The sequence below is a fragment of the Streptomyces sp. AK010 genome, from assembly GCF_014207295.1.
GTDB lineage: Bacteria > Actinomycetota > Actinomycetes > Streptomycetales > Streptomycetaceae > Streptomyces > Streptomyces massasporeus.
The window spans coordinates 77,946-104,381 of sequence record NZ_JACHCX010000025.1 but is presented as its reverse complement, the minus strand read 5'-3'; the positions used below and the strand labels follow the sequence as shown (position 1 = coordinate 104,381).

Below are 26,436 nucleotides of genomic sequence, written 5' to 3'. Positions count from 1 at the left end.
CGCCAAGCGCATAACGGACGAGACCACGCCAACCTGGCGAGGAACTTACTAGAACTTAAAGGGCAATTCGGCTACATCAAACGCCCTCTCAGGGCCCTGCTGCTCCCGCTCGCCGCGGGCCTCGCCCTCACCGCCCTGCCCACCGGCACCGCCCACGCCGCGAGCACCCTGGCCAACGGCGGCTTCGAAGCCGACGGTGCGGGCGCCGCGACCCCGAGCGGCTGGTCCGAATACGGCGACACCGGCGCCTCGTTCGCCGAGTCCGGCGGCCACTTTGGCAGCCACCGCCTCAGCCACTGGTCCTCGTCGGCCTACAAGGTGGAGACGTACCAGTACCTGTCCGGACTCACCAACGGGAACTACAAACTCACCGCCTGGGTCCGCTCCGGCGGCGGGCAGAAGTCGGCGTACCTCGCGCTGAAGAACTGCGGCGGCGCCGAACAGCGCACCGACCTGCCGGTCTCGGCCAGCGGCTGGCTCCGGATCGTCGTGCCTGTCCAGGTGACCGCCGGCCAGTGCACCATCAGCGTCAACAGCGACGCGAACGCGGGCAACTGGATCAACGTCGACGACCTGACCTTCGCGTCCGGCACGTCCGGTACGCCGATCAAGGGTGCCGACGTCTCGTCGCTGGCCAAGAGCGAGGCCAAGGGCGGCGTCTACCGGAACAGCTCGGGCACCGCCGCCGACCCCCTGGCCGTCCTCAAGTCGAACGGCATGAACTACGCGCGCCTCAAGGTCTGGGTGAACCCGGCCGACGGCTACAACGACAAGGCCCGCGTCCTGGCCACGGCCAAGCGCGTCAAGGCACAGGGCATGAAGCTGCTGGTCGACTTCCACTACTCGGACTTCTGGGCCGACCCGGGACGCCAGGACAAGCCCGCCGCCTGGGCCGGACACGGTTACGGCCGGCTGAGGACGGACGTGTACAACCACACGTACGACGTGCTGAACGCCCTGAAGACGCAGGGCACCACCGCCGACATGGTCCAGGTCGGCAACGAGATCAACGGCGGCATGCTCTGGAACGAGGGCTCCACCTCCAACTGGACGCAGCTGGCCGGTCTGCTCAACTCCGGCTACGACGCCGTCAAGGCGGTCAGCTCCTCCACCACCGTGGCCCTGCACCTCGCCGAGGGCGGTGACCTGGAGGGCACCCGCTGGTGGTTCGACAGCGCACGCTCCCACGGCGTGACGTTCGACGCGATCGGCCTGTCGTTCTACGGCTACTGGCACGGCACACTGGCCGACTTCCAGACGACCCTCGACGACGCGGCCGCCCGCTACGGCAAGCCGGTCTTCGTCGCCGAGACCGCCTACCCGTTCCGCCTGGACAGCGAGGACGCGCACGAGAACATCATCGACACCGGCGACGAACTCGTCGCCGGCTACCCGGCGAGCGTGGCCGGTCAGACGCGGTGGATGAACGACATGATGAGCATCGTGGAGGCCGTCCCGAACGGCCGCGGGCTCGGCGCCTTCTACTGGGAGGCGACCTGGACCGCGGTCGGCGGCAACGGCTGGGACCCGACCGACGCGGCGTCCGGCAACGCCTGGGAGAACCAGGCGCTGTTCGGCTACGACGACCGGGCGCTGTCGTCGATGTCCTGGTTCCGGCACCGCTGAGCCGACGCCCGGCCACCGCTGAGTCCACGGGAGAGGGGCCCGGCTTCCCGGGCCCCGCCCTCTCCTCGCTCGTCTGTCCGAACTCCGCCCCCGGCAGGGAAGTTCGGTATCGGTCAACGACGGCGAAGCCCTCACGCGGCGGTCTCGGCTGCGAGACAGTGGGAAGACGCGGTGAGAGGGCGAAGCCGCGAGGCAGGGGCACGACATGCTGAGGACACCCGCGGACGAGACGCGGCTGCGCATCCTGGCCTGGCTGAAGGAACCCGGTCCCGCGGCGGACGGTGTCACCGCGGATGCCGTCGCCGAGCGGTTCTCGATGCCGCGCCCGGTCGCCGTCACCCATCTGCGGCTGCTGGAGGCGACCGGCATGCTGCGCACCAGCAGGTCCGCGGGCCGTGTGCACTACCACCGCGACGACATGCGGATCGCGGAAGTCGCCCGGATGTTTGAGAAGGGCTGGTAGGCGACCCGGTACACCGGTATCGCCCCCGATGGTGAAGGACACACGCGCAATGGACCGTCCCACGGCACTCGTACCCCGCCACTACGTCGCGGTGGGCCCCGGCCCCGAGGACGTGGTCGCCGACCCGCGCGGCCGTGTCCTGACCGGCGTCGCGGACGGCCGCATCCTGCGTCTCGACGCCCTCGGGGACCCGGTCGCGGCCCGCGTCGAGGTGATCGCCGAGACCGGCGGCAGGCCGCTCGGGCTCGAACTCCTCCCGGACGGCGACCTGCTGGTGTGCGACGCCGAACGCGGACTCCTGCGCGTCGACACCGGCGACGGCACGGTCCGGATCCTCGCCGACTCGGTGGCGGGGGAGCCACTGCGCTTCTGCAGCAACGCCGTGGCCCTCTCCGACGGCAGCGTCTACTTCACCGTCTCCAGCCGCCGTTACCCGCTGGAGCAGTGGATCGGCGACATCGTCGAACACACCGGTACGGGACGGCTGCTGCGGCTCGCCCCCGGCGCGGACGCACCCGAGGTGGTGCTGGACGGGCTGCAGTTCGCCAACGGCATCGCGGCCGGCGCGGACGAGTCCTTCCTCGTCGTCGCCGAGACCGGTGCCTGCCGGCTGCTGCGCCTGTGGCTCACCGGGCCGAAGGCCGGGCGGAGCGAGCCGTTCGCCGAGAACCTCCCGGGCATGCCCGACAACCTCTGGCGCGGCGCGCCCGACGGACCGATCTGGGTCGCGCTCGCCGGGCCCCGCGTCCCGGCCCTCGACCTGTTCCACCGCAGCGCGCCCGGCGTCCGCGCCGCCGCCGCGCGCCTGGCCGTACGCGCCCCGTTCCGGCCCACCGGCGCGATCGCCGTCCAGGCCTTCGACGACGAGGGCCGGGTCGTGCACCACCTCGCCCGCCGCCGTTCCGGCTACCGCATGCCCACCAGCGTCTGCGAAGCGGGCGGGCACCTGATCCTCGGCAGCATCTGGGAACGGGGCGTGGCGGTCTGCGAGCCGCCCGCGGCGAAGTGACCCGCACCCCGCCCGCCTCGGAGTGACCCCGCCCCGCCCCCGGGGTTAACCTGAACTCCGGCCGTGACCCCGTCGCGGCGCGGCGGTGGGGCCCGCCGTACCCGAACCGCGGCAAGGACGCCGCCAACGGTCCCTACTTGCGACGGCACGCGCCCGTACGACCCCGGGCCCCGGCGAGTAGGAGACGGACACCCCATGACAGCCGGCGAAGGCCTCCGCGTTCCTGCGACCGCGCCCCACCCGTCCCCCTGGCGTGCCCAGGCGCCCGTCGTCGCGGTCGTCTCGCTCGGCGGGGGAGCGGGCGCGACCGCCCGGTACGCGGCCTCCCTCTGGTGGCCCACGTCCCCGGGCGGATTCCCCTGGACGACCCTCGGGATCAATATCGCCGGCTGCGCCGTGATCGGCGTGTTCATGGTGGTCATCACAGAGATCCGGACCGCCCACCCCCTGGTCCGGCCCTTCTTCGGCACCGGGGTCCTGGGCGGCTTCACCACCTTCTCGGCGTACGCCGTCGACATCCAGAAACTCATCGACGGCGGCCGTCCCGGCACCGGGCTGGCCTACCTCGCCGCGACCCCGCTCGCGGCGCTCACGGCGGTGTGGCTCGCGGCCGGGACGACCCGCCGTGTCCTGAAAGGGAGGCGACGATGACGAGGCTGACCGGCAGGGCCCTGCGCCTGACCGTCTTCGTCGGCGAGCGCGACACCTGGCACCACAAGCCCCTCTACTCGGAGATCGTCCACCGCGCCCACGCGGCGGGACTCGCGGGCGCCAGCGTCTTCCGCGGCATCGAGGGCTTCGGCGCCTCCTCCCTGATCCACACCTCGCGGCTGCTGTCCCTGAGCGAGGACCTGCCGGTCGCCGTGGTGATCGTCGACACCGAGCCACGGGTCCGCGCCTTCCTGCCGCAGCTCGAGGAACTGGTCACCGAGGGGCTGGTGACGCTCGACGACTGCGAGGTCATCCGCTACACGGGCCGGGACGACACGCCCGGCACGACGGACGCGAAGGGTAAGAAGTCGTTGTGAACTGGCTGCTGGTCGTCGGCGGCGCCCTGGTCGGTGCCCCGCTGCGCTACCTCACCGACCGGGCGGTCCAGGCGCGGCACGACTCGGTCTTCCCCTGGGGCACCTTCACGGTGAACGTCACCGGCTCCCTGATCCTCGGCCTGCTCACCGGAGCCGCCACCCACCTCCAGCTGCTGCTCGGCACCGGCCTGTGCGGGGCCCTCACGACCTACTCGACGTTCTCCTACGAGACGCTGCGGCTGGCGGAGACCGGGGCGCGACTGCGGGCCGCCCTCAACGTCGCGGGCAGTGTGACCGCCGGTGTCGCCGCGGCCCTCGCGGGGGCGGCACTGGCGCGTCTGTGAGGCGCGTCCATGAGATCCGTTCTCGTCCGGGTGTAGTAAGACGGTCCCCTCCGCTTCCGCCCCCCGAACAGAACTGGATCCCATGAGCGTCATCAGCGTCGGTCAGGCCGTCGTCCTCGGAGCCGTCGAGGGGGTGACCGAGTTCCTGCCAGTCTCCTCCACCGGCCATCTGAAAATCGTCGAGGGACTGATGGGGATCCCCGTCGGCGACGACGCCGTGGTCGGGTTCTCGGCCGTCATCCAGGTCGGCGCGATCGCCGCGGTGCTCGTGTACTTCTTCAAGGACATCGTGCGGATCGTCTCCGCCTGGGGGAGGGGCCTGCGCGACCGCGAGGAGCGGTACCACCACGACTACAAGTTCGCCTGGTGGGTCATCTGCGCGACCATCCCGATCGTCGCCGTGGGACTGGCCGCCAAGCCGCTCATCGAGGGCCCGCTCGCCTCACTGTGGGTCGTCGCCGGCTCGCTGATCGTCGGCAGCGGCGTGATGTGGGCGGCGGACCAGATGGGCCGGCACAAGCGCGGCGAGGACGACACCTCGTTCAAGGACGCGATGCTGGTCGGCAGCTCCCAGATCCTCGCCCTGCTCTTCCCCGGCTTCTCCCGCTCCGGCGCCACCATGTCCACCGCGCTCATCCTCGACCTGGACCGCGTCGCCGCCACCCGCCTCTCCTTCTTCCTCGGCATCCCCGCCCTGACCGGCGCCGGCCTCTACGAGCTCAAGGACGCCCTGGGCGCCGGGGTGGGCGCCGCCCCGCTCGCCGTCGGCACGGTCGTCTCCTTCGTCGTGGCGTACGCCTCCATCGCCTGGCTGCTGAAGTTCGTCGCCAAGCATTCGTTCAACGCGTTCGTGATCTATCGGACCGTGGTGGGCGTGCTGCTGTTCGGGCTGCTCGGGGCCGGGGTTCTGCACAGCTGAGTGGCCTGCCGGGGGCGCCGTGGCTGTGCGCGGCGCCATGGTGGCCTGCCGCGCAGTTCCCCGCGCCCCTTCGGGGGCGCCCCACCCTTGACAGCTCGAGCCTTCGCCCGGAGTATCTCTCCCGTGAACCTGTCAGACAGCCGGACAGCCGGACAGCCCGTGCGACGCGTCAGTGCCATGGAAGCGGTGCTGGCGTACCTGCGCGGCGCCATCGAACGGGGCGAGTACGCCATCGGCGACAAGCTCCCCTCCGAGGCGGAGCTGTGCCGCACCCTCGAGGTCTCGCGGCCGGTGCTGCGCGAGGCGCTGCGGGCACTGCAGACCATGGGTCTGACCGTGTCCAGGACCGGCAAGGGCACCTTCGTCGTCGCCAGCACCGTGGAGGACCCCACCTTCGGCGACTACGCGGCCAGCGACCTGCTGGAGGTGCGCCGCCATGTCGAGATCCCGGTCGCCGGGTACGCGGCCCGGCGCCGCACCCCGGAGAACCTCGACCACCTGGCCCACCTGCTGGACCGGATGGAGCGGGAGACGGACACCACCGCGTGGGTCGCCATGGACACGCTGTTCCATCTCGCCGTGGCCGAGGCCGCCCAGAACCCGGTCTTCCGCCGGGTCATCGAGGAGATCCGGGACGCGCTGGCCCGCCAGTCGGCCTTCCTCAACGAGCTGGGCGGCCGCCGCGAGCAGTCCAACCGCGAGCACCGGGCGATCGTCGAGGCGCTGATCGACGGTTCCGAGAACGACGCGGTGGAGGCCATGGCCCACCACCTCGACCGCGTCGAGACGACCCTCACCGACATCGTGCGTTCATCGCGCACGGTCACCCCCACGGAAGGCGGACCCGAGGCGTGAGCGAGCAGTCCCTGCACAACGAGGTGCAGAAACGTTCGGTCCATGTCGATGCCGGAGACGAGGGCTACAGCAAGTCCCTGAAGTCCCGGCACGTCAACATGATCGCCATCGGCGGAGCGATCGGCACCGGTCTCTTCCTCGGCGCGGGCGGACGCCTCGCCGACGCCGGCCCCTCCCTCTTCATCGCGTACGCGGTCTGCGGCCTCTTCGCCTTCCTCGTCGTGCGCGCGCTCGGCGAACTCGTGCTGTACCGGCCCTCCTCCGGCGCCTTCGTCTCCTACGCACGCGAGTTCATGGGGGAGAAGGGCGCCTACACCGCCGGCTGGATGTACTTCCTCAACTGGGCGACCACCGGCATCGCCGACATCACCGCCGTCGCCACCTACACCCACTACTGGGGCATGTTCTCCGACATACCCCAGTGGGTGATCGCGCTGATCGCCCTGGCGGTCGTCCTCACCGTCAACCTGATCTCGGTGAAGATCTTCGGCGAGCTGGAGTTCTGGTTCGCGATCGTCAAGGTCGGCGCACTGGTCGTCTTCATGTGTATCGGCATCTTCCTGCTGGTCACCCAGCACCCCGTCGACGGCCACACCCCCGGCCCGTCCCTGATCGGCGACAGCGGCGGAGTCTTCCCGCACGGCCTGCTGCCCATGCTGCTGATCATCCAGGGCGTCGTCTTCGCCTACGCCTCCGTCGAGCTGGTCGGCGTCGCCGCCGGTGAGACCCAGAACCCCGAGAAGATCATGCCGAAGGCGATCAACTCGATCATGTGGCGCGTCGGCGTGTTCTACGTCGGCTCGGTCGTGCTGCTGTCGATGCTGCTGCCGTGGAACAAGTACACCGCCGGCGAGAGCCCCTTCGTGACGGTGCTGTCCAACATCGGCGTCCCGGCAGCCGGCGGCGTGATGAACCTGGTCGTCCTGACGGCCGCCATGTCCTCCCTCAACTCCGGCCTCTACTCCACCGGCCGCATCCTGCGCTCCATGGCCATGGCCGGATCCGCCCCCAGGTTCACCTCCGTGATGAGCCGCAGCCAGGTCCCCTACGGCGGCATCCTGCTCACCAGCGCCATCTGCGTCCTGGGCGTCGGACTCAACTTCGTCGTGCCCGCCGAGGCGTTCGAGATCGTGCTGAACTTCGCCGCGATCGGCATCCTCGCCACCTGGGGCATGATCATGATCTGTCACCTCCTCTTCTGGCAGAAGACCCAGAGGGGCGAGCTGACCCGCCCGGGCTACCGGCTCCCGGGCTCACCCTGGACCGAGATCGTGACGCTGGCGTTCCTCGCCTCCGTCCTGGTCCTCATGTACGCCGACGGCGGCGCGGGACGCACCACCGTGCTGTGTCTGCCGCTGATCGTCGGAGCCCTGGTCGCCGGATGGTTCGGCATCCGCGGCCGTGTCGCGCGCAAGTCAACCACCGGAGCCGACGCGTGAGGAACGCGCCGCTCCACGAGAAGCAGGCAGTGATGTTCAGCAGTTCACTCGCGGACGCACCCCTTGTCCGTGAACCCGTCCACGCCCCCGTCGCCCACCTCGTCCGCGGCGGAATCGTCGAAGGCATCCACTACGGCTCCGTCGTCGTCCTCGACGCCGACGGAGAGGTCCGGCTCCAGATCGGAGACATCGAGGCCGCCTTCTACCCCCGCTCCGCGATCAAGCCCGTCCAGGCCGTGGCCATGGCCCGGGCCGGGCTGCCGCTCGACGGTGAGCTGCTGTCCCTGACGGCGGCGAGCCACTCCGGCGAGGAACGCCACCTCGCCGGCACCCGGCGCATCCTCGAACTCGCCGGACTCACCGAGGACCACCTGCGCAACGTCGCGGACCTGCCGTTCGACCCGGTCGTCCGGGACGCCTGGGTGCGCGAGGGCCGGCTGCCCTCACGGCTCGCCCAGAACTGCTCCGGCAAGCACGCGGCCATGCTCTACACCTGCCTGCTCAACGACTGGTCCCTGGAGGACTACCTCGACCCGGATCACCCCCTCCAGCAGGCCATCGCCGAGATCGTCGAGGACCTCACGGGGCAGCGCATCGCCCAAGTCACCGTCGACGGCTGCGGCGCGCCCCTGTTCTCCGTCTCCCTGCACGGCCTCGCCCGGGCCACCGCCCGGATCGCCACGGCCGCGCCGGGCACGCCCGAGGCCCGGGTCGCCGACGCCATGCGCGAGCACGCGGAGATGGCCTCCGGCTCCGGGCGGGACGTCGCCGCGCTGATGCGGGCCGTGCCGGGGCTGCTGTCCAAGGACGGGTTCGAAGGCGTCCAGGTCGCCGCGTTGCCCGACGGGCGGGCCGTCGCCGTGAAGATCGCCGACGGGGCGAACCGGGCGCGGGTCCCGGTGACCGCCGCCGCGTTGGGCTGGGCCGGTGTCGACCCGGAGCTGCTCGCCGAGTTCCAGGGAGAGCCGCTGCTGGGCGGTGGCCGGGAGGTCGGGCGAGTGCGGCCCGTTCGCTCGCTGGAGCCGGTCGCCGGTTCGGCCCGCGCCTGACGCCGTGCCCGATCTCGCCACCGGCGGCCGCGGGCCGCACGGGGCTGACCGCGCAGTTCCCCGCGTCCCTGAAGGGCGCGCACCCACCCTCACTTCCCTCAGAAAGAGGACCCTCACCGTCATGACCGAGGCCACCCGCTCCGAGCACGATCTGCTCGGCGACCGTGACGTTCCCGCCGAGGCGTACTGGGGTGTGCACACCCTGCGGGCCACGGAGAACTTTCCGATCACGGGGATGCCCATCTCCGCCTACCCGCACCTGATCGACGCGCTTGCCGCCGTCAAGGAGGCCGCCGCCCTCGCCAACGAGGAACTCGGTCTGCTGGACCCGAAGAAGGCCGCCGCCATCGTCGAGGCCTGCCGGGAGATCCGCGACGGCAAGCTGCACGACCAGTTCGTCGTGGACGTCGTCCAGGGCGGCGCCGGCACCTCCACCAACATGAACGCCAACGAGGTCGTGGCGAACCGGGCGCTGGAACTGCTGGGCCACGCCAAGGGCGAGTACGGGTTCCTGCACCCCAACGAGGACGTCAACCTCGGCCAGTCCACCAACGACGTCTACCCGACCGCCGTCAAGATCGCGACGGTGTTCGCCGTGGGCGGGCTGCTCGACGCGATGTCCGTCCTGCAGGACACGTTCGCCCACAAGGCCGTCGAGTTCCGCGACGTGCTCAAGATGGGCCGCACCCAGTTGCAGGACGCGGTGCCCATGACCCTGGGGCAGGAGTTCTCCGCGTACGCCGTCATGCTGGACGAGGACCGGGCCCGGCTCGCCGAGGCCGTCCAGCTGATCCACGAGATCAACCTCGGCGCGACCGCGATCGGCACCGGACTCAACGCGCCCGCCGGATACGCCGAGGCCGCCCGCCGCCACCTCGCGGCCATCACGGGACTGCCTCTGGTGACGGCGGCCAACCTGGTCGAGGCGACCCAGGACTGCGGCGCCTTCGTACAGATGTCCGGCGTGCTCAAGCGCATCGCGGTCAAGCTCTCCAAGAGCTGCAACGACCTGCGGCTGCTGTCCTCCGGCCCGCGCGCCGGCCTCGGCGAGATCAACCTGCCGCCCGTGCAGGCCGGTTCATCCATCATGCCGGGCAAGGTCAACCCGGTCATACCCGAGGTCGTCAACCAGGTCGCCTTCGAGGTCATCGGCAACGACGTCACCATCACCATGGCCGCCGAGGCCGGACAGCTCCAGCTCAACGCCTTCGAGCCGATCATCCTGCACTCCCTGTCGGAGTCCATCACGCATCTGCAGAGCGCGTGCCTGACCCTGGCCGAGCGCTGCGTCTGCGGCATCACCGCCAACACCGAGGCGCTGCGCGCGAGCGTCGAGAACTCCATCGGCCTGGTCACCGCCCTCAACCCGCACATCGGCTACACGGCCGCCACCGACATCGCCAAGGAGGCCCTCGCCACCGGCCGGGGCGTGGCCGAACTCGTCCTGGAGAAGGGCCTGCTGCCCGCCGAGACCCTCGCCGGCCTGCTGCGCCCCGAGGTCCTGGCAGGCAGCGGTCAGGCCCCGGCCTGACCCACGAGAGCGCACCGGGACCGGCGGAGGGACAATGGCGATCATGACGTCGACGACGACCTTCCAGCCGGTCCTGGAGCGCATCGCCGAGGAGATCGAGCGGACCCCCGGCCGCGGCAGGCCCGCCGACTACATCCCGGCGCTCGCCGCCTGCGACCCGCGCAGCTTCGGCATGGCCGTCGCCGACCTCGACGGCACGGTGTACGGGGTGGGGGACTGGCGGCAGCCGTTCTCCGCACAGTCCCTCACCAAGGTCTTCACCCTCGCCCTCGACCTGTCCCGCGAGGGCGACGCCCTGTGGGAGCACGTGGGCCGCGAGCCCTCCGGCAACCCCTTCAACTCCCTCGTCCAGCTGGAGTACGAGAACGGCATCCCCCGCAACCCGTTCATCAACGCGGGCGCCCTCGTCGTCACCGACCGGCTGCACACCCGTACCGGCGACGCCTCGGGGGAACTGCTGGCGTTCCTGCGGGCGGAGAGCGGCAACCCCGGCCTGGCCTTCGACGAGGACATCGCCGCCTCGGAGACCGCCCACGGCGATCGCAACGCCGCGCTCGGCCACTTCATGGCGTCGTACGGCAACATCGACAACCCGGTCCCGATGCTCCTGGAGCAGTATTTCCGGCAGTGCTCGCTCGCCGCGTCCTGCGCCGACCTCGCCCTCGCCACGGGTTTCCTGGCCCGGCACGGCATCCGCGCCGACGGCACCCGCCTGCTCACCCTCAGCCAGGCCAAGCAGATCAACGCGATCATGCTGACCTGCGGCACCTACGACGCGGCGGGCGACTTCGCCTACCGCGTGGGCCTGCCCGGCAAGAGCGGCGTCGGCGGCGGCATCATCGCGGTCGTACCCGGCCGCTGCACTCTGTGCGTGTGGAGCCCGGGCCTGGACGAGCGGGGCAACTCGGTGGCGGGCGTGGCGGCGCTCGACCGCTTCACCACCCTGACGGGTCTGTCGGTGTTCTGACCGGCGGTGCCCCACCGCCCAGGGGTCCTCAGCGGAGGAACTCCTCCAGCATCGGCAGCAGCGGATCCGTGCGCTTCATGAGCGCCATGTGCGTGGTGTCCGGCAGCACCGCCAGCCGGGCGTCGGGGATCAGGTCCCGCATCTCGGCGGCGTGCTCGACGCGCAGGAAGTCCGTGTCGCCCAGCACCAGGAGCGTGGGCGCCGCGAGGCCCCGCAGGTCGTCCGCGGTCCAGGGCAGCGGGGCGTGCGCCGCGGTTCCGCACCCGGCCATGAAGGCATCGAAGTGGCCGGGGTCCGGCGCGACGGCCGCGTAGGCCTCGGCCATCTCCTGGAAGTCGGCCCGGCTCGGCAGCCGCGGTGAGGCGTACTCGGGGTCCCGGACCTCCTCGTAGTAGCCGTCCTGCCGGTAGTGCGTGGCGGCGAGGACCAGCCGTCCCACGCGCTCGGGGCGGCGCACCCCCACCTCCAGGGCGGTCAGGCCGCCGAGGCTGAAGCCGAGGAAGTCCGCCCGGCCGATGCCCAGCTCCTCCAGCAGGCCGACCACGTCCGAGGCGAGGTCCGGCACGCTCATCGCCCGCTCGATGCCGGCCGTGTGCCCGTGGCCCTGCCACTCGGGAGCCACGCCCCGGCGCGTGGCCGCGAGGGCCGGCAGCACGGCCCCGAAGGACAGGCCGATCACACCGCCGTGCAGCAGCACCAGGGGCCGCCGCCCGCTGTCGGGGCCGTGCAGCTCGCAGTACATCTCCAGGCCGCTGACCTTCGCGTATGCGGAGCCGGTGGTCATGGGATCACGTCCGTTCGTCGGTGCGCCGATGCCGGTAGGGTTCCCGCCGCGGCGGGAACTCATCGGCCGGTGATCACCGGCCGGTCACGAGCAGGCCGCCCTTCGGAGAGGAGAGCGTCCTCTCTCGGCCATCCGCCGTTGACACGCTGCCCGAGTGTTGGCCATGGCTTTCCCCGTCGATCTCCGCCGCTGCCAGGTACTCGGCCTGGCCGGTACCTCCTGCCTCGCCCTGGGCGGTGAGACGGCCGGCGCCCTGCCCGTGGAGGACCTTCTCCACCCGGCTTCCGTCCGTGCCGCCCTCGGGCTGGTCGGCGTGTACTTCGGCGTCGTCCTGCTGATCGCGGCCTGGCTGCTGCTGGGCCGGCTGGTCCGCGGGCCGCGACCACCGGAGCCCCGCTCCCTGCTGCTCGTCCTCGCCATCTGGGCGGCCCCGCTGCTCCTCGCCCCGCCGCTGTTCAGCCGGGACGTCTACAGCTACCTCGCCCAGGGGGCGATGGTCGAGGCGCACCTGGACGTCTACGCGCACGGGCCGGCCCGGCTCGGCGGTCCGCTCGCCGACGAGGTCGCCCCGCTCTGGCGGCACACCGGCGCCCCGTACGGCCCGGTGTTCCTCGCCGGCGCGGCGGCGCTGTCGGGTCTGACCCGGGGTGAACTGCCCGCCGGACTGTTCGGGATGCGGCTCGTCGCCCTCGCCGGCGTGGCCCTGATGGCGGCAGCACTGCCCCGCCTCGCCCGGCACAGCGGTGCCGACCCGTCCGCCGCACTGTGGCTGGGCGCCCTCAACCCGCTCGTCCTGCTGCACCTGGTCGCGGGCGCCCACAACGACGCCGTCATGCTCGGCCTGCTCGGCGTCGGCCTGGTCGCCGCGCTCGGCCGGTGGCCGGTCCTCGGCGCCGTACTCGTCACCCTCGCCGCCCTGGTCAAGGCGCCCGCCGTGCTCGGTCTCGCCGCCGTCGTCGCCCTCCAGGTGCGCGCGGGCCGCAGTCCGGCGAAGGCCCTTGTGACGACCACCGTCGCGGCGGCCGGGACCACCGTCGCCGCGACGGCCGTGGCCGGCACCGGATACGGCTGGATCGGCGCCCTGAACACCCCCGCCTCACCCCAGAACTGGGCCCTGACCACCCTCCTCGGCCGCGCCACCCGGGCCCTGCTGGAGCACCTCGGCAGCGATCTCGCGCCCCTGGCCGTCCCCGCCTGGCACGCGCTGGGCATCGTGGCCGCCGTGCTCGCGATCGCGCTGATCTGGCTGCGGCTGCGCCTCAGGCCGGTGTACGCGCTCGGCCTGTCCCTGGCGGCGGTGGCCGCGCTCGGGCCGGCGATCCGCCCCTGGTACGCCCTGTGGGGCCTGTTCCTCATCGCCGCCGCCGCGCCGAGTACGTCCGTACGCCACCGCACGGCGGCCGTCACCGGCGTGCTCGCGCTGAGCGTGCTGCCCAGCGGCGGCCCGGCGGACACGGGGCAGCTCGTGCTGGCCGTCTCCGGCGGCGCACTCGCGGTCGTCGTGCTGTGGCAGGCCCACCAGGCCGAACTCGCCCCGGCGCTGGGACGCGCGGTATGACCCCGGCCCTGCCCCGCACCGACCGGGGCCGACTGCTGCTGGTGCTCGCCCTCGCCACGCTGGTGACGGTCTTCACCGCGACCGTGCCGCTGCTGCGCGACTGGTTCGACCTGCGCGTCTACCACGGCAGCATCGACTCCTGGGTCCACCACGACGGCCGCCTCTACGACTACCGGGTGCCCGGCACGACGTACGGCTTCACCTACCCGCCGTTCGCCGCGGTCGCCATGCTGCCGATGGCCCTGCTGGGGCTGCCCATCGCGATCGCCGCGGCCCTGCTGCTCAACCTGGCTGCCCTGGCCGTGATCCTGCGGCTGCTCGCCGGACCGGACCGGCGGCGTCACGGCTGGTTCGGCTGGGCGCTGACCGCCTGTCTGCTGGCCCTGTTCGAACCGCTCCGCGACACCCTCAGCTTCGGCCAGGTCAACCTGTTGCTGCTCGCGCTCGTCCTCACCGACGCGACGCTGCTCGCCACCGGGCGCGGACGCCTGGCGGGCGTGGGCATCGGTCTCGCGGCGGCGATCAAACTCACGCCCGCGCTGTTCATCGGTCTGCTGCTGGTGGCCGGACGCCGGCGCGCGGCTGCCGTCGCCACGGCCGTGGCCCTCGGTGCCACGGCCTTCGCCGCCTGGGTGGACCCGGACGCCTCGCGCTTCTACTGGACCCAGGCGCTGTGGGACACCGACCGGGTCGGACGCCTCGGTTACGTCTCGAACCAGTCGGTGCAGGGCGTCCTGGCCCGGCTCGGCGAACCGGACCGCGCGGTGTGGGCCCTGGCGGTGCTGCTGATACTCGGCGTGTGGGCGGTGCGGGCCCGCCGGGCGGTCGCGGCGGGGGACTGGACGGCGGCGTTCGCCCTGACCGGCCTCGCCGCCTGTCTCGTCAGCCCGATCACCTGGGTGCACCATCTCGTGTGGCTGCTGCCCTCCTTCGCCGTGCTGGTCCGCGCGGGGCGCCTTCGGGTGGCGGGCGCCCTGTACGCCGTGCTGTGCACGAGCGTGGTGTGGCTGTGGTCCGACGACGCGTCCGGCGTCGACGGGTTCCTGGGCAGCAACACCTACGCCTGGATCACCCTGGGCCTGCTGGTGTGGCTGCCGGTGGGTCAGCTCCGCCGGGGTCTGCGGACCGGAAGCCGCAGCACCAGCACCACGACCGCCGCGCCCGTACCGGCGGCGCCCGCGATCATCCCCGCCTCCGTCCAGATGGACCCGTGCTCCTTTGGTACGGCCGCCGCGACCGCGGGCGGCGTCGTCGCGGTCGGCAGCGCGGACGTGCCCGGCGCGCCGAGCGAGCCCACCGCCTCGACCCGGCCGCCCGACCTGAAGCCCCAGTCGAGCAGCGAACGGGCCTCCTCGTACACGGCGGACCCGCCGCCCTCCTGAGGGTTCATCACCGTCACGACCAGGGTGCGCCCGTCCCGGCGCGCCGCGGCGACGAGTGTGCTGCCCGCCTTGCTGGTGTAGCCGTTCTTGATGCCGATCAGCCCCCGGTACGGCTTCACCCCCTTGGCGCCGCTCAGCAGCCGGTTGGTGTTGAGGATCGGGTACGACCCGTTGCCGCCGCCGGGGAACCTGGCCTCGACGGTGGCGCAGTACCGGGCGAAGTCGGGGTTGCGCAGCCCCACCCGGCCGAACACGGCCAGGTCGTACGCCGAGGACACCTGGCCCGGTGCGTCGTAGCCGTCGGGTGACACCACGTGGGTGTCGTGGGCGCCGAGGGACCGGGCCTTGGCCTGCATCCGCTGGGCGGTGACCTGCCAGCCGCCGTTGAGCTCGGCCAGGACGTGCACGGCGTCGTTGCCCGAGTTGAGGAAGACACCGCGCCACAGATCGGAGATCCGGTACGTGCGGCCCTCGGCGACCCCGACCAGGCTGCTGCCGGCACCGATGCCCCGCAGCTCCCGCTCGCGGACGGTGTGCCGGGCGCCGGCCGGCAGCCCGGGCAGCACGGTGAGGGCGAACAGGGTCTTCAGGGTGCTGGCCGGAGGCAGCCTGCGGTGCGCGTTGTGGGCGGCGAGCACCTCTCCGGTACGGGCGTCGGCCACCAGCCAGGACAGCGCGGAGACCTCCGGGAGGCGCGTCACTCCGGTACGCGGGCGGACCTGGGTGCCGGGTCGGTACAGCAGCGAGGGGTGCGGGGCCGCGGCCCTCGGCCCGCCCGGCGGAGTGGGCTCCGCCCCGCCGGGGTCGGCCATCGCCGTGGGCATCAGCGCCAGCAGCCCCGCCATGCCGAGCGCACCGGCCGACACGGCCACCCGGGAAGAGAATCCGATGATCATACGATCAAAGTAGAAAACGGACATGCCCCTCAGGGCGACGACGGGGCCGCTCGGCGCGCGCCGGCACCCGGATGGCTGATCTCCTCGCGTCAGCCCCCGGGCAGCGTCGGCTGGATGCGCCGCAGGAACGTCGCGTTGTCCGGCGTCTCGCGCATCCGCTCCAGGAGGGTCTCCAGACCGCCCTGCCCGTCCCGGCCCTGCAGCACGCGCCGCAGGCCGTGGACGGCCGCCAACTCGGCCGGGTGCAGCAGCAGTTCCTCGCGGCGGGTGCCGGAGGGGGTGATGTCGACGGCCGGGAACACGCGGCGCGACGCCGGGTCCCGGCTCAGGCGGAGCTCCATGTTGCCGGTGCTCTTCAGCTCCTCGAAGTAGAAGTCGTCGGCCCGGGAGCCGGTCTCCACCAGGGCGGTCGCGAGGATGGTGAGGGAACCGCCCTCCTCGGCCGTCCGGGCGGCGCCGAAGAACCGCTTGGGGCCGGTCAGCGCGGACGCGTCGACGCCCCCGGTGAGGATGCGGCCACCGGAGACGGCCGCGTTGTTGTGCGCCCGGCACAGCCGGGTCAGCGAGTCGAGGAGGACGACGACGTCCTCACCGGCCTCGACGAGCCGCTTGGCGCGCTCGATCACCAGGTCGGCGAGCGCGATGTGCTGCTTGGCGCTGCGGTCGAAGGTCGAGGCGTACACCTCGCCCTGCACGCAGCGCCGCATGTCCGTGACCTCCTCGGGCCGCTCGTCGAGCAGCAGCATCATCAGCCGGCACGCGGGATGGTTGCCGGTGACGGCGGCGGCGAGCTGCTGGAGGAGGACGGTCTTGCCGGTCTTGGGCGGGGCCACGAGGAGCCCGCGCTGGCCCTTGCCGACGGGGGCGATCAGGTCGACGACGCGTCCGGCCGGTCCGGCGGCCGGGTGCTCGAGTCGCAGCCGCTCGTGCGGGTGCAGCGGCGTCAGGTCCCGGAAGTGGCGCCGGCCGCGCGGGTCCCCGGGTGTACGGCCTTCGACCCGTGCGATGTCGCTCAGGGCGAGCCGGTCGCCGGTCACGCCCTCGACGAGGTCGCCCTTGCGCAGGCCGTACCGGCGGATCAGCGCCGGGGAGACGAGGGCGTCGGTGGGCGTGGGCAGGCAGTCCTTGCCGCGCAGGTGTCCCTTCCCGTTCGCGTCGACGTCGAGGACGCCGGACACGGTCCGGGCGGGGGACTGCTGCTGTACGGGTGGGTTTTCGAGTGTGGTGGTCATGGTGGTGGGTGTCCTTTCACGGACGGCAGGCATGAGACGTGCGAAGGGGAGGGAGAGAGCCGCGAAGGGAGGGCCTGTGGCGCGCTTCCGGGCGGCGGGGGAACAGCACCTCGGATACGACGAACACGTCGTGGTGCTGGAAATGAAGGAGAGAGATGAAGAACGGCACCGGCGCCCACAAAGAGGGGCGTGCACGAGTGCTCTTCGCAATGTACCACCGAAAGCGGCGGATGTGGGTGGGCTTACCTTCAGCGGGGGTGGGTCAGCGTGTGGCCAGCAGCCCGTACAGCAATGGGATGCGCGGCTCGGGCAGGCGCCACCAGCCCGATGCCGTACGGACCATCTGCGGCCAGCGTGGCCAGGGAAGTTCGTCGCCTTCCCGCAACCGCCGCACGGCGAGTCCCGCATCCGTCAACGCGCCCAGGACCTCGCCCATTCCGTGCATCCACTCGTAACTGTCCGTGGCGCCCTCGACGGCCGGGCCGTCGGTGTAGGTGTGGGTCCCGTTGCGGTGCACCGCTCCGGCGCCGCCCAGGTAGTCGTGGCGCAGGAGCAGCTCGGGTCCCTCGCCCGGGGCGGGCTTCGGTCCGAGCGCGTTGAGCAGGGGATGGAACTCGACGACGTACAGCCGGCCACCGGGGCGCAGGAGCCGGCCGACGGTCCGCGCCCACCGGTCCAGGTCGGGGAGGTAGCACAGCGCGCCCTTGCCGGTGTAGACGACGTCGAACCGCCGCCCGTCCAGGGCCTCGACGGCGTCGTACACGTTCGCCCGGACGTACGTCACATCGGCGCCGGCCTTCGCCGCGATGTCCTGGGCGGCCGCCACGGACGCCCCGGAGAAGTCGAGCCCCACGGCCCGGGCGCCGCGCCGGGCGAAGGCGATGGTCTCCGTGCCGAGGTGGCACTGCAGGTGCAGCACGTCACGCCCGGCCAGCTCGCCGAGGTCCTCCCACTCGAACGGGGCGAACCAGCGCTCGGGATCGAGGTCCTGGTCGAGGCCGTAGAAGCGGCTGGCGAGATGGACGGGCGTGCGGGCGTCCCAGTTCGCCTGGTTGGCCCGCATCAGCCGGTCGTGCTCGGCGGACGTCATGGGGACATCCAACCCTGAACCGGCCGCGGGCGCCGGGAGAACGCGGGAAACGGATCTGCGGAGGTGTCGCTCAGTTCGAGCGGGCGCGCGCCTCCTCGGCGATCCGCTCGAACTGCTCGCCCATGGCCGCCGCGAGGGCCTGGGCCCCGGACAACGGGCGCACCATCACGGTGAATTCGTCGATCAGCCCGTTCTCGTCGAGATGGATGAAGTCGCAGCCGTTGATCTCCCGGTCACCCACGCGCGCGATGAAGACCAGGGCGTGGTCGCGGCCGTTCGCGTCGTTGATCTCGCGCACGTAGCGGAAGTCCTGGAAGACCCCGGAGACGGCCCGCAGGATCGCGGCCGTGATCGCCTTCCCGGCGTACGGCTTGAACACGACCGGGCTGGTGAAGACGACGTCCGGCGCCAGCAGCGCCTCGGCGGCGTCGAGGTCGAGCTTCTCGACCGCCTCACGGAATGCACGCATCGAATCCGCCTTAGTCAATTTGTTGAGTAGGTGCGGAGTAGATTAGTCACCCGTTGGTACGGTGTCCACATGTCTCTCAAGCACGCCGTTCTCGCGGCGCTCCTGGAGGGCGAGGCGTCGGGGTACGAGCTGTCGAAGCTGTTCGACGTGTCGCTGGCCAACTTCTGGGCCTCGACCCCGCAGCAGCTCTACCGCGAACTGGAGCGCCTCGCGCAGGACGGCCTGATCGAGGCCAGGGTGGTGCGCCAGGAACGGCGCCCCGACAAGCGCATGTTCACGCTGACCGAGGCGGGCCGCGAGGACCTGAGCTCGTTCGCCGCCGCGCCGCCCCGGCGGCCCGCCGCCATCCGCGACGAACTCCTCATCAAGATCCAGGCCATGGACGGCGTGGACCCGGACGCGACCCGTGCGCTGGTCGAGGAGCGCGAGGCGTGGGCCCGCGGCAAGCTCGCCCGCTACCGGCGGGTGCGCGAGCGCCTCCTGGCCGGCCGCAGCGAGGAGGAGTACCTCCGGGAGACCGACCGCGTCGGCCCCTACCTCACCCTGATGGGAGGCATCGGCTTCGAGGAGGAGAACCTCCGCTGGTGCGAGCGCGTACTCACCGTCCTGACGCAGCGGGCTCCCCTAGGCTGAGCCGATGTTCAGCCCCGAAGGCCCCAGTCTGCGTGAACTCGCCGTCCAGGCGCTGTCGTCCGTCGAGCGCGGCTACGACCTCCTCGCGCCGAAGTTCGACCACACGCCCTTCCGGACACCCGACGCGGTCCTCGACGCCGTCGGGTCGGCGCTGCGGCGGACCGGGCCCTTCGACGCCGGGCTCGACCTGTGCTGCGGCACCGGTGCGGGCGTCGAGGTGCTGGAGCGGGTGTGCCGGGAGCGCGTCACCGGCGTCGACTTCAGCGCGGGCATGCTCGACGTCGCCCGGGAGCGGGTGCGGGTGCGGGGCCCGCAGGTCTCCTGGGTCCGGGCCGACGCCCGCGCCCTGCCCTTCGCCCCCGCCTTCGACCTGGTGGTGAGCTTCGGGGCCTTCGGTCACTTCCTGCCCCGCGAACTGCCCGGGCTGTTCGCACAGGTCCGGTCCGTCCTGCGGCCGGGCGGCTGTTTCGCGTTCCCGCTGCTCGCCCCGCCCCGCCCGGGCTCACTCGGCTACTGGACGCTGCTCGGCTTCGACACCGTCATGCGGGTGCGCAACGCGCTCTGGCGGCCCGAGTTCGTCATGTACTACCGCGCCTTCCGCCTCGGAGACGTACGGCGCGAACTCGAGGCAGCCGGTTTTGGAGTGGAGCTCCAGCCGCTCCCGGAGTTCGGGCGGCGGCCGGACGGCAGCCCCCGGGTGCGGCTCGTCATGGCCCGGCTGCCGGGCCGGGCCCCGGCGCCGGGGCACCTCAGCCGCGCAGGAAGTTCAGCAGATCGTCGTTGAACGCCTTGTCGAAGTCGCCGACCAGGCCGTGCGGAGCGCCCGGATACACCTTCAGCGTCGCGTCCTTGACGAGCTGGGAGGTCCGGTGGGCCGAGGCGGCGATCGGCACGATCTGGTCGTCGTCCCCGTGCGCGACGAGCGTCGGCACGTCGATGCGCCCGAGGTCCTCCGTGAAGTCGGTCTCCGAGAACTGCGCGACGCAGTCGTAGGCGCCCTTCAGACCGGCCTGCATGCTCCACATCCAGAACGCCCGCCGCACGCCCTCCGACACGGCTGCGCCGGGCCGGTTGAAGCCGTAGAAGGTCTCGCTCAGCTCCCAGTAGAACTGCGAGCGGTCCGCCGCGACGCCGGCGCGGATCCCGTCGAAGGCATCCTTCGGTGTGCCCTCCGGATTGGCCTCCGTCCGCAGCATCAGCGGCGGCACCGCACCGAGCAGCACGACCTTCGCGACCCGCGCCGTCCCGTGCCGCCCGATGTAGCGGGCCACCTCGCCGCCGCCGGTGGAGTGGCCCACCAGGACCGCGCCGGTGAGGTCCAGTGCCTCGATCAGCTCGGCCAGGTCGTCGGCGTACCGGTCCATGTGGTTGCCCTGCCACGGCTGGCCCGAACGGCCGTGTCCGCGGCGGTCGTGCGCGATCGCCCGGAAGCCGTGCTCGGCGACCAGCCGGGCCTGCCCGTCCCACGCGTCCGCGTTGAGGGGCCAGCCGTGGCTGAACACCACGGGCTGCCCCGCGCCCCAGTCCTTGTAGTAGAGCTCGGTTCCATCGGACGTCGTGAACGTGGTCATGGGGATCCTCTCGGGGGTCGCCTGGGGGAGACGTGCCGTGTCTCGATGATCTCCGTCATCCCCGTAAACCCGCGTCGGCAGTCCGTCGAACGGGTGACGGGCCACGGTCGGCCGCGGGTGTCGCGGCGCGGACCGGGAGGGTGAACTCGTAGACCAGCGCGTCCTGTTGGGCGTCCACCACGAGATCGGTGATCTCCAGCGGGCGGGCGTACTGGTCGTGCACCTGCCGGGTGACCCGTACCGACGGGGCGTTCGCGAGGCGGGTGAGGGCGTCGCGGTGGTGCAGGGTCGGGCCGGCCCGGCGCATCCAGTCGTGCCCGGCGCAGCTGCGCTGCGGCGGTGCCGTCGGCGCGGTCGCGGATGGGGGCACCTCCCACGCCGTTCAGGCAGTGGGGGAGGTCCGGATCCTCCACCTCCGCCGGCGCCACGGCGGAGAACGGCGTCACGGCGGTCCGCAGGCCCTGCCCGTCGGCGGTCGCGTACCGGTAGCGGTGGATCAGGGCCGGGCTGCCGGGGGACAGCCCCAGGGCCTCGGCGTGGTCCGGCCGGGGCGCCTCCCAGGCGACGGTGGCGTGGCCGACAGCGCCCGGGGCCGCGGGGCCGGCGCCGACCGGGAAGGTGAGCGACGCCGGGGTCTCGACCGGCGGGCCGGGCAGGGTGGCGTGGCTGCCGCGCCGGCCGGTGGTGACCAGGCCGTCGCGGCGAAGCAGCTCCAGCGACGCGTACGGTCTCCCGGCTGACTCCCAGGTGACCGGCCGACCGCCGTTCGCTCGGCAGTCGTTCACCGGGTGGGATGGTGCCGTCGCGCAGCTCGCCGAGCAGCTGCGTCGCGATCCGGCGGTACAGGGGTTCTCCCTCGGACGGCGCGGGGGTCGTGCGGGGTGGTGCGGGCCGTGCCGCCCCTCCTGTGGGTGACGTTCGGTAGCCGTTTCGGGCTCGGTGCGCCACCAGATCCAGCATTGGTCTGAACCATCCGGGAAGGGCGACCGGACGGTTCGGCCGAACCCGGCCCGCCCGCGCCCGCCCTCACAGCGCGCCGTACAGGGCGTCGAGCGGCGCCGTCTCTCGCGGGTCGTCGGCGATACGGGGCCCCATCCGGTTCATCACATAGCCGACGGACACCCCTGCCTCCGGGTCGGCGAGCCCGCAGGAGCCGCCGAAGGCATCGTGTCCGAAAGCGCGGGAAGTTCTCCTCGAACGCCTCGCGAACCGCGGTGAACCGCGCGTCGCAGTGACCGTGCACCTGTGCCTCGTTCTCGGACATGAGCCCCTCCGTCGACCGTCCCGGGCCCGGGACGCCGCGTCGCGGCCCGGGCGCGATGAACGTACCGACTGGTCGGACCGGGTGGAAGTCCGCCGGCGGTGAACGGCCGGATCAGATGTACGAGCGCATCCAGCGCAGCTTGGCCGCCTGCTGGTAGGGGCCGCCGCCCTCGTGGTCGTTGAAGTCGTAGACCTCGATCGACTTGTCCTCGTGGTCCCAGGCGTTGAAGGCCGCGAAGACGGTCGAGGGCGGGCAGGTCTGGTCCTCCAGGGCGGCCGAGAACAGCGCGGGGGCACGGCCACGGGCGGCGAAGTGGACGCCGTCGAAGTAGGACACCGTGCGCAGGGCGTCCTCGGTGCGGCCGCGGTGCGTCTTGAGGTAGAGGCCGATCTCCCGGTACGGGTGCCGGTCGGTGAGCGTCGCCGCGCGCGGGAAGTCGCACAGGAACGGCACGTCCGGCGCGATACCCGCCAGGTCCGGGACCAGGCCGCCGACCGCGATGGTGATGCCGCCGCCCTGGCTGGAACCGACGGCCACCGTGCGCGCCGGGTCGGTGAGGGGGTGCGAGCGGGCGGCCTCGACGGCACGCACCGCGTCCGTGTAGACCCGGCGGTAGTAGTAGTTCTCCGGGGCGTCGATGCCGCGGGTCATGAAACCGGGGTACGCGGGCGCCCCGCCCACCGGGTCCGCCGTGCCGCCGCCCCCGCCCCAGGCGCTGCCCTGCCCGCGGGTGTCCATCACGAAGTGCGCCCGGCCCGAGGACGCCCACAGCAGGTGCTCGTGCGGCAGCCCGCGCCCGCCGCCGTAGCCGATGAACTCCACGACCAGCGGCAGCGGTCCCTCCGCCCCGGCCGGGAGCGTCAGCCAGCCCTTGACCGGGTGACCGCCGAAGCCGGCGTACGTCACGTCGAAGACCTGGACGGTGGACAGGCCCGTGTCGACCGGTTCGAAGCGGGCGTCCAGGTCGTGAACGCGCGCCTCCTGGAGGGTCTTGGACCAGAACGCGTCGAAGTCCTCGGGCTCGGTGGCCGCGCTGCGGTACTCGCGGAGTTCGTCGAGAGGAAGGTCGAACAGGGCCATGCAGGACCGCCTTGGGTGAGGAGCAGCTACGCGGACAACGCGGATGATCACACTATGTGGGTGGTCGGAGGACCGGCCAGGTTTTTTCCGGTCCGTCTCCGGGGCGCGGTCCGCTCAGTGCTGCCGAGGCGCTGGTCACAGGCGTGGGAGCGAGGCCCTTGTGAGGGTGCCGGGGAGAGCGTCACGCGCCAAGTGGTCGGGTCACCCGGTGTTCACCGGTACCCGAGGCCCTCGGGGGACGGCTGCCGCGTCTCAGGCGCGGCGGTGTGTCCACTCCGGTTCCGTACGGGCCCACGCCCGGTCCCACTCCGCCATCCGGCGCCGCAGTGCCACCCGGCGTACCAAGGAGTGGCCGAAGAGCACCACGAGCACCGCACCGCCCGCGGCGCAGGTACCGATGGTGAGGGTGTGCTGCCAGACCGCCGACCCGTCCACCGGCGGCAGAACACTCCGCCCCCGGTCGTCGAACCAGGCGTCGACAGTCTCGCCGCGCTCGGTGTCCGCGGGGACCCGCGTCGTCGCGGTGCGGCGGGTTCCGTCCGGCTCGGTCCAGCGCACGGTCGCCCGGTACGCGTGCTGCCCGCCGGCCTGCACCGACGGCAGCGAGTCGGTGGTGCCGACCACCTCGGCCCGGACACGATGCCGCTCGGCGCGCTGCTCCGCCGCCACCGACCGCGCCTCGTCGTGGGCCCACCAGGCGGCGGCCGCCCCGGCCAGGGGCGCGCCCGCGAGGACGAGGACGGCGACCACCAGCACCGTCCACGCTTCAAGGACATCCGACCGGCGCCGCAGCGGACTACGCCGCCAACGCCAGCCGCGCAACCGGGTACGCAATGCCCACCTCCTCGCCGTCACCGCGGCCGGAGGGCCGGACCGGCCGTGCGGTGCGCCCCGCTCCCTCCGCGCCACGCCATGCGTGCGAGTGCCTCCATGGACGGGGTACCCCCTCCGGCGCACATCGATCGCTCCGGGGCCGTATCCACGGCAGGAGCGGCCCGCGGCTGGGTGCCCTGGACGGCCGCGACGAAACCGGGGGTCAGCCGAAACGCTCGATGCGGATCCGGTGCACCGGCTGACCGGCCGTCACGAGCAGTCGGGAGGCGTGCTCGGCGAAGGAGTTGGAGCCGCACACATAGGCCTCCCACCCACCGGAGGGCTGCTCGGCCAGGAGCGGCGCCACATGTGCGGCCGCCATACGTCCGACCGCCACCCCGGCGGGCGCGCTCCGTGTGAAGACAGGTGTGGTCTCCGCACCCAACTCCCGGCCGTAGACGAGCTCCTCGGGGCTGCGCGCGGACACCAGCAGCCGCAACGGCACGGTCAGGTTCCGTGCCCGGTGGTGCCGGACCATCGACATCAGCGGTACGACGCCGGAACCGGCGCCGACGAGCAGCGCGGGCCGGTCGCCCGGCCAGGCGAAGAAGCCGCTCACCGGGCCCCGCACCTCGACCCGGTCACCGGGCCGGGCGACGCTGTGGAACCAGCCCGAGACCTCGCCGCCCTCCACGTGATCCAGGGTCAGCTCGACATGCCCGGAGTCGTCCGGCGCGGACGCGATCGAGTAGTGCCGCTGGGCCGTGTAGCCGTCCTCGGCGGTCAGCCGCACCATCAGGTGCTGGCCGGGCAGATGGCCCGGCCAGCCGGGCACGGCGAGCCGGAAGGTGGCCGCGCGGGGGGTCTCGCGGCGGATCTCGGTGACCGTGGCGGCCTGCCACTCGCAGGCGGCCTGCTCGCTCACGGCGATGCGCCCGGGCACGGCGAACCGCGTCGGAGGCACGAAGGTCTGTGTCACGGCGGTCTCAGTCACCGGAGTACCTCTGCTCCTCCCACGGGTTGCCCCGCTCGTGATAGCCGTTCTGCTCCCAGAAGCCCGGCTCGTCGTGGTCGAGGATCCGCAGGCCCGCGATCCACTTGGCGCTCTTCCAGAAGTACAGGTGCGGCACCACCAGCCGCGCCGGGCCGCCGTGCTCGGGGGCGAGCGGCCTGCCGTCGTACTCCCACGCGATCCAGGCGCGCCCGCCGGTCAGGTCGGCCAGCGGGAGGCTCGCGGTGTAGCCGGTGTGCGAGTAGGCGACGGCATGGGTGGCCGACCCATGGGGCCGGACCACGTCCAGGAACGCGTCCAGGGACACTCCCGCGAACCGCACCCCGAACTTCGACCAGCTGGTCACACAGTGGATGGCGCCCTCGTACGCTGACGGGGGCAGCCGGTGCGCCTCCTCCCAGTCCCAGGTGCGGGGCTCGGCGACCAGCCCGTCGACGCGGAAGGTCCAGTCGGCGGGCGCCAGCTCGGGAGTGACCTCGGCGGACAGGACGGGCCAGTCGTCGCCGGCGTCGTACTGGCCGGGCGGCAGGCCTGGGTCGGCGACGCGCGGGCGCCCGGTGAAGCCTCGGGTGATGTGCATGCGGTGGTGCCTCCGGGCCGGACCGGCGGTGCCCGCCGGGCCGGATGATCAGTGATTGCGTATTCAACCGTACGGGGCGTGCCTCCTACTCCCCCCGGCCGGGGCCCGGCCAGGCGTTGTAGCGCACGAGGTACTCGGCGAACCGGCTCAGGTCCTCCGCCGGCCAGTCGGTCAGGCGCTCCCGGAACGCCGCCCGCCGGCTCTCGGTGACCTGGGCCAGGATGTGCCGCCCGGCCCACGTCAGATGCAGCACCTGGACGCGCTGGTCCGCCGGGTCGGGGCGGCGCTCGATGAGGCCGGCGCGCTCCAGGGCGGTCACCTGACGGCTGACGGTGGACTTGTCCAGGGCGTAGTGGGCGGCCAGGTCGGTGGCCCGGCATCCGCCGACCTCCTCCAGATGCCCGAGCAGCGTGTACGACACCAGCGACAGCTCGGGGTGCATCCGGCCTGCGGCGGCCCGGGCACGGCGGGCGAAGACCGTCATCTCCCGCTGGATGGTCTCGACGGCGTCGTCGGTGTGCACGGGACCTCCCTCACCACGGTGCTGCTCGGCTCCCTCCATGGTTGCATAACCCAACCACTCGGCCCGGGGCGGTGTCCCCGTCGCCGTGCCCGTCGGCCGCCCCTCGGGGTAGGGTTGCCGTCCGGCCGGGCAGGGGCCCGGCCGCCGGAAGCCGAGGAGGTGAGACCCATTACCGCTGTGTCAGCTCGGGTGCTCTCCTCTCGACGTCGCGCGGATCGCCGGTCGTAGGCGATCACCGGAGCGCCCTTCGGTTCCCGAAAGGCTCTGGGCTTCTCATGCCGTCTGTGTCCGCCGTCCCCCCTTCCGCACCGTCCGCCTC

Annotated in this window: 26 protein-coding genes and 3 pseudogenes; 16 read left to right on the top strand and 13 right to left on the bottom strand. The window is 72.4% G+C overall.

From position 1 onward, the window contains the following. Nucleotides 1-75: 75 nt before the first annotated feature. The 12 genes from HDC93_RS33625 (at nucleotide 76) to HDC93_RS33570 (ending at nucleotide 11,230) form a co-directional block, all read left to right on the top strand. Nucleotides 76-1,626 carry an arabinogalactan endo-beta-1,4-galactanase gene (locus HDC93_RS33625; RefSeq protein WP_398987414.1) on the top strand — a complete coding sequence of 517 codons (1,551 nt, stop codon included), beginning with the start codon at nucleotides 76-78 and terminating at the stop codon, nucleotides 1,624-1,626. 205 nt (nucleotides 1,627-1,831) lie between these two features. Then, entirely contained in the window at nucleotides 1,832-2,089 is a 258-nt protein-coding gene (locus tag HDC93_RS33620) for a helix-turn-helix transcriptional regulator (RefSeq protein ID WP_185014598.1), read from the top strand. A gap of 49 nt (nucleotides 2,090-2,138) precedes the next feature. Beyond that, entirely contained in the window at nucleotides 2,139-3,098 is a 960-nt protein-coding gene (locus tag HDC93_RS33615; RefSeq protein WP_185014597.1) for an SMP-30/gluconolactonase/LRE family protein, read from the top strand. Between the two features lie 195 nt (nucleotides 3,099-3,293). Then, a complete protein-coding gene (gene crcB, locus HDC93_RS33610; RefSeq protein WP_185014596.1) occupies nucleotides 3,294-3,749 on the top strand; it encodes a fluoride efflux transporter CrcB in 456 nt (151 codons plus the stop codon). Next, nucleotides 3,746-4,126, top strand: a complete 381-nt coding sequence (locus HDC93_RS33605) for a DUF190 domain-containing protein (protein ID WP_185014595.1) — start codon at nucleotides 3,746-3,748, stop codon at nucleotides 4,124-4,126. The genes crcB and HDC93_RS33605 overlap by 4 nt, the downstream gene beginning before the upstream one ends. Beyond that, entirely contained in the window at nucleotides 4,123-4,470 is a 348-nt protein-coding gene (locus tag HDC93_RS33600) for a CrcB family protein (RefSeq protein ID WP_185014594.1), read from the top strand. The genes HDC93_RS33605 and HDC93_RS33600 overlap by 4 nt, the downstream gene beginning before the upstream one ends. 82 nt (nucleotides 4,471-4,552) lie before the next feature. Continuing rightward, nucleotides 4,553-5,389, top strand: a complete 837-nt coding sequence (locus tag HDC93_RS33595) for an undecaprenyl-diphosphate phosphatase (protein WP_185014593.1) — start codon at nucleotides 4,553-4,555, stop codon at nucleotides 5,387-5,389. A 177-nt stretch (nucleotides 5,390-5,566) separates the two neighbouring features. Then, on the top strand, nucleotides 5,567-6,244 hold the full coding sequence (locus tag HDC93_RS33590) for a FadR/GntR family transcriptional regulator (protein ID WP_185014609.1): 678 nt from the start codon (nucleotides 5,567-5,569) through the stop codon (nucleotides 6,242-6,244). Continuing rightward, nucleotides 6,241-7,683 carry an amino acid permease gene (locus tag HDC93_RS33585; RefSeq protein WP_185014592.1) on the top strand — a complete coding sequence of 481 codons (1,443 nt, stop codon included), beginning with the start codon at nucleotides 6,241-6,243 and terminating at the stop codon, nucleotides 7,681-7,683. Before HDC93_RS33590 ends, HDC93_RS33585 begins: the two co-directional genes overlap by 4 nt. A 32-nt stretch (nucleotides 7,684-7,715) precedes the next feature. Next, the gene (locus tag HDC93_RS33580; protein ID WP_185014608.1) at nucleotides 7,716-8,732 is read left to right on the top strand and encodes an asparaginase; all 1,017 of its coding nucleotides are present in this window, start codon (nucleotides 7,716-7,718) and stop codon (nucleotides 8,730-8,732) included. A 121-nt stretch (nucleotides 8,733-8,853) separates the two neighbouring features. After that, nucleotides 8,854-10,263 carry an aspartate ammonia-lyase gene (aspA, locus tag HDC93_RS33575; RefSeq protein WP_185014591.1) on the top strand — a complete coding sequence of 470 codons (1,410 nt, stop codon included), beginning with the start codon at nucleotides 8,854-8,856 and terminating at the stop codon, nucleotides 10,261-10,263. Nucleotides 10,264-10,297: 34 nt separating this feature from the next. Further along, on the top strand, nucleotides 10,298-11,230 hold the full coding sequence (locus HDC93_RS33570) for a glutaminase (RefSeq protein ID WP_185014590.1): 933 nt from the start codon (nucleotides 10,298-10,300) through the stop codon (nucleotides 11,228-11,230). Between the two features lie 28 nt (nucleotides 11,231-11,258). On the opposite strand, the gene HDC93_RS33565 is transcribed toward HDC93_RS33570, so the two are convergent. Continuing rightward, the gene (locus tag HDC93_RS33565) at nucleotides 11,259-12,014 is read right to left on the bottom strand and encodes an alpha/beta fold hydrolase (protein WP_185014589.1); all 756 of its coding nucleotides are present in this window, start codon (nucleotides 12,012-12,014) and stop codon (nucleotides 11,259-11,261) included. A 163-nt stretch (nucleotides 12,015-12,177) separates the two neighbouring features. Between HDC93_RS33565 and mptB the strand changes: the two genes are divergently transcribed. Together mptB and HDC93_RS38980 are read left to right on the top strand one after the other, a co-directional pair. Beyond that, nucleotides 12,178-13,572: a polyprenol phosphomannose-dependent alpha 1,6 mannosyltransferase MptB gene (mptB, locus tag HDC93_RS33560; RefSeq protein ID WP_185014588.1), complete on the top strand. Its 1,395-nt coding sequence runs from the start codon at nucleotides 12,178-12,180 to the stop codon at nucleotides 13,570-13,572. After that, nucleotides 13,569-14,954 carry a glycosyltransferase 87 family protein gene (locus HDC93_RS38980; RefSeq protein WP_260419908.1) on the top strand — a complete coding sequence of 462 codons (1,386 nt, stop codon included), beginning with the start codon at nucleotides 13,569-13,571 and terminating at the stop codon, nucleotides 14,952-14,954. Before mptB ends, HDC93_RS38980 begins: the two co-directional genes overlap by 4 nt. A gap of 11 nt (nucleotides 14,955-14,965) precedes the next feature. Here the strand turns inward: HDC93_RS38980 and HDC93_RS33555 are convergent. The 4 genes and pseudogenes from HDC93_RS33555 to HDC93_RS33540 all read right to left on the bottom strand — a co-directional run. Next, nucleotides 14,966-15,766: pseudogene (locus tag HDC93_RS33555) on the bottom strand (D-alanyl-D-alanine carboxypeptidase family protein); the annotation flags it as partial. A gap of 173 nt (nucleotides 15,767-15,939) precedes the next feature. Beyond that, a complete protein-coding gene (gene rho / locus HDC93_RS33550; protein ID WP_185014586.1) occupies nucleotides 15,940-17,082 on the bottom strand; it encodes a transcription termination factor Rho in 1,143 nt (380 codons plus the stop codon). 262 nt (nucleotides 17,083-17,344) lie between these two features. Further along, a complete protein-coding gene (locus HDC93_RS33545) occupies nucleotides 17,345-18,172 on the bottom strand; it encodes a class I SAM-dependent methyltransferase (RefSeq protein ID WP_185014585.1) in 828 nt (275 codons plus the stop codon). Nucleotides 18,173-18,242: 70 nt separating this feature from the next. Continuing rightward, nucleotides 18,243-18,641 carry a nuclear transport factor 2 family protein gene (locus tag HDC93_RS33540; RefSeq protein WP_185014584.1) on the bottom strand — a complete coding sequence of 133 codons (399 nt, stop codon included), beginning with the start codon at nucleotides 18,639-18,641 and terminating at the stop codon, nucleotides 18,243-18,245. Between the two features lie 69 nt (nucleotides 18,642-18,710). Between HDC93_RS33540 and HDC93_RS33535 the strand changes: the two genes are divergently transcribed. Together HDC93_RS33535 and HDC93_RS33530 are read left to right on the top strand one after the other, a co-directional pair. After that, nucleotides 18,711-19,274: a PadR family transcriptional regulator gene (locus HDC93_RS33535; protein WP_185014583.1), complete on the top strand. Its 564-nt coding sequence runs from the start codon at nucleotides 18,711-18,713 to the stop codon at nucleotides 19,272-19,274. Nucleotides 19,275-19,278: 4 nt separating this feature from the next. Next, nucleotides 19,279-20,058 (top strand): class I SAM-dependent methyltransferase, encoded by a 780-nt coding sequence (locus tag HDC93_RS33530; RefSeq protein WP_185014582.1) that lies wholly within the window; start codon nucleotides 19,279-19,281, stop codon nucleotides 20,056-20,058. Here HDC93_RS33530 and HDC93_RS33525 read toward each other — a convergent pair. From HDC93_RS33525 to HDC93_RS33490, 8 genes and pseudogenes are all read right to left on the bottom strand, one after another. Next, entirely contained in the window at nucleotides 20,024-20,845 is an 822-nt protein-coding gene (locus HDC93_RS33525) for an alpha/beta fold hydrolase (RefSeq protein ID WP_185014581.1), read from the bottom strand. The two genes, HDC93_RS33530 and HDC93_RS33525, sit on opposite strands and share 35 nt — an antisense overlap. A gap of 55 nt (nucleotides 20,846-20,900) precedes the next feature. Then, a pseudogene (locus HDC93_RS33520) lies at nucleotides 20,901-21,737 on the bottom strand (GntR family transcriptional regulator); the annotation flags it as partial. Between the two features lie 134 nt (nucleotides 21,738-21,871). After that, nucleotides 21,872-22,027: pseudogene (locus HDC93_RS33515) on the bottom strand (EstA family serine hydrolase); the annotation flags it as partial. A gap of 193 nt (nucleotides 22,028-22,220) precedes the next feature. Next, nucleotides 22,221-23,189, bottom strand: a complete 969-nt coding sequence (locus HDC93_RS33510; RefSeq protein WP_185014580.1) for an acetylxylan esterase — start codon at nucleotides 23,187-23,189, stop codon at nucleotides 22,221-22,223. Between the two features lie 252 nt (nucleotides 23,190-23,441). After that, complete coding sequence (locus HDC93_RS33505) at nucleotides 23,442-24,023, bottom strand: hypothetical protein (protein WP_185014579.1); 582 nt, start codon at nucleotides 24,021-24,023, stop codon at nucleotides 23,442-23,444. A gap of 202 nt (nucleotides 24,024-24,225) precedes the next feature. Further along, entirely contained in the window at nucleotides 24,226-24,981 is a 756-nt protein-coding gene (locus tag HDC93_RS33500; RefSeq protein WP_185014607.1) for a ferredoxin reductase, read from the bottom strand. Nucleotides 24,982-24,988: 7 nt separating this feature from the next. Then, nucleotides 24,989-25,594 carry a sulfite oxidase-like oxidoreductase gene (locus tag HDC93_RS33495; RefSeq protein ID WP_185014578.1) on the bottom strand — a complete coding sequence of 202 codons (606 nt, stop codon included), beginning with the start codon at nucleotides 25,592-25,594 and terminating at the stop codon, nucleotides 24,989-24,991. Nucleotides 25,595-25,679: 85 nt separating this feature from the next. Then, nucleotides 25,680-26,156 carry a MarR family winged helix-turn-helix transcriptional regulator gene (locus tag HDC93_RS33490; RefSeq protein WP_185014577.1) on the bottom strand — a complete coding sequence of 159 codons (477 nt, stop codon included), beginning with the start codon at nucleotides 26,154-26,156 and terminating at the stop codon, nucleotides 25,680-25,682. Between the last annotated feature and the right edge of the window lie 280 nt (nucleotides 26,157-26,436).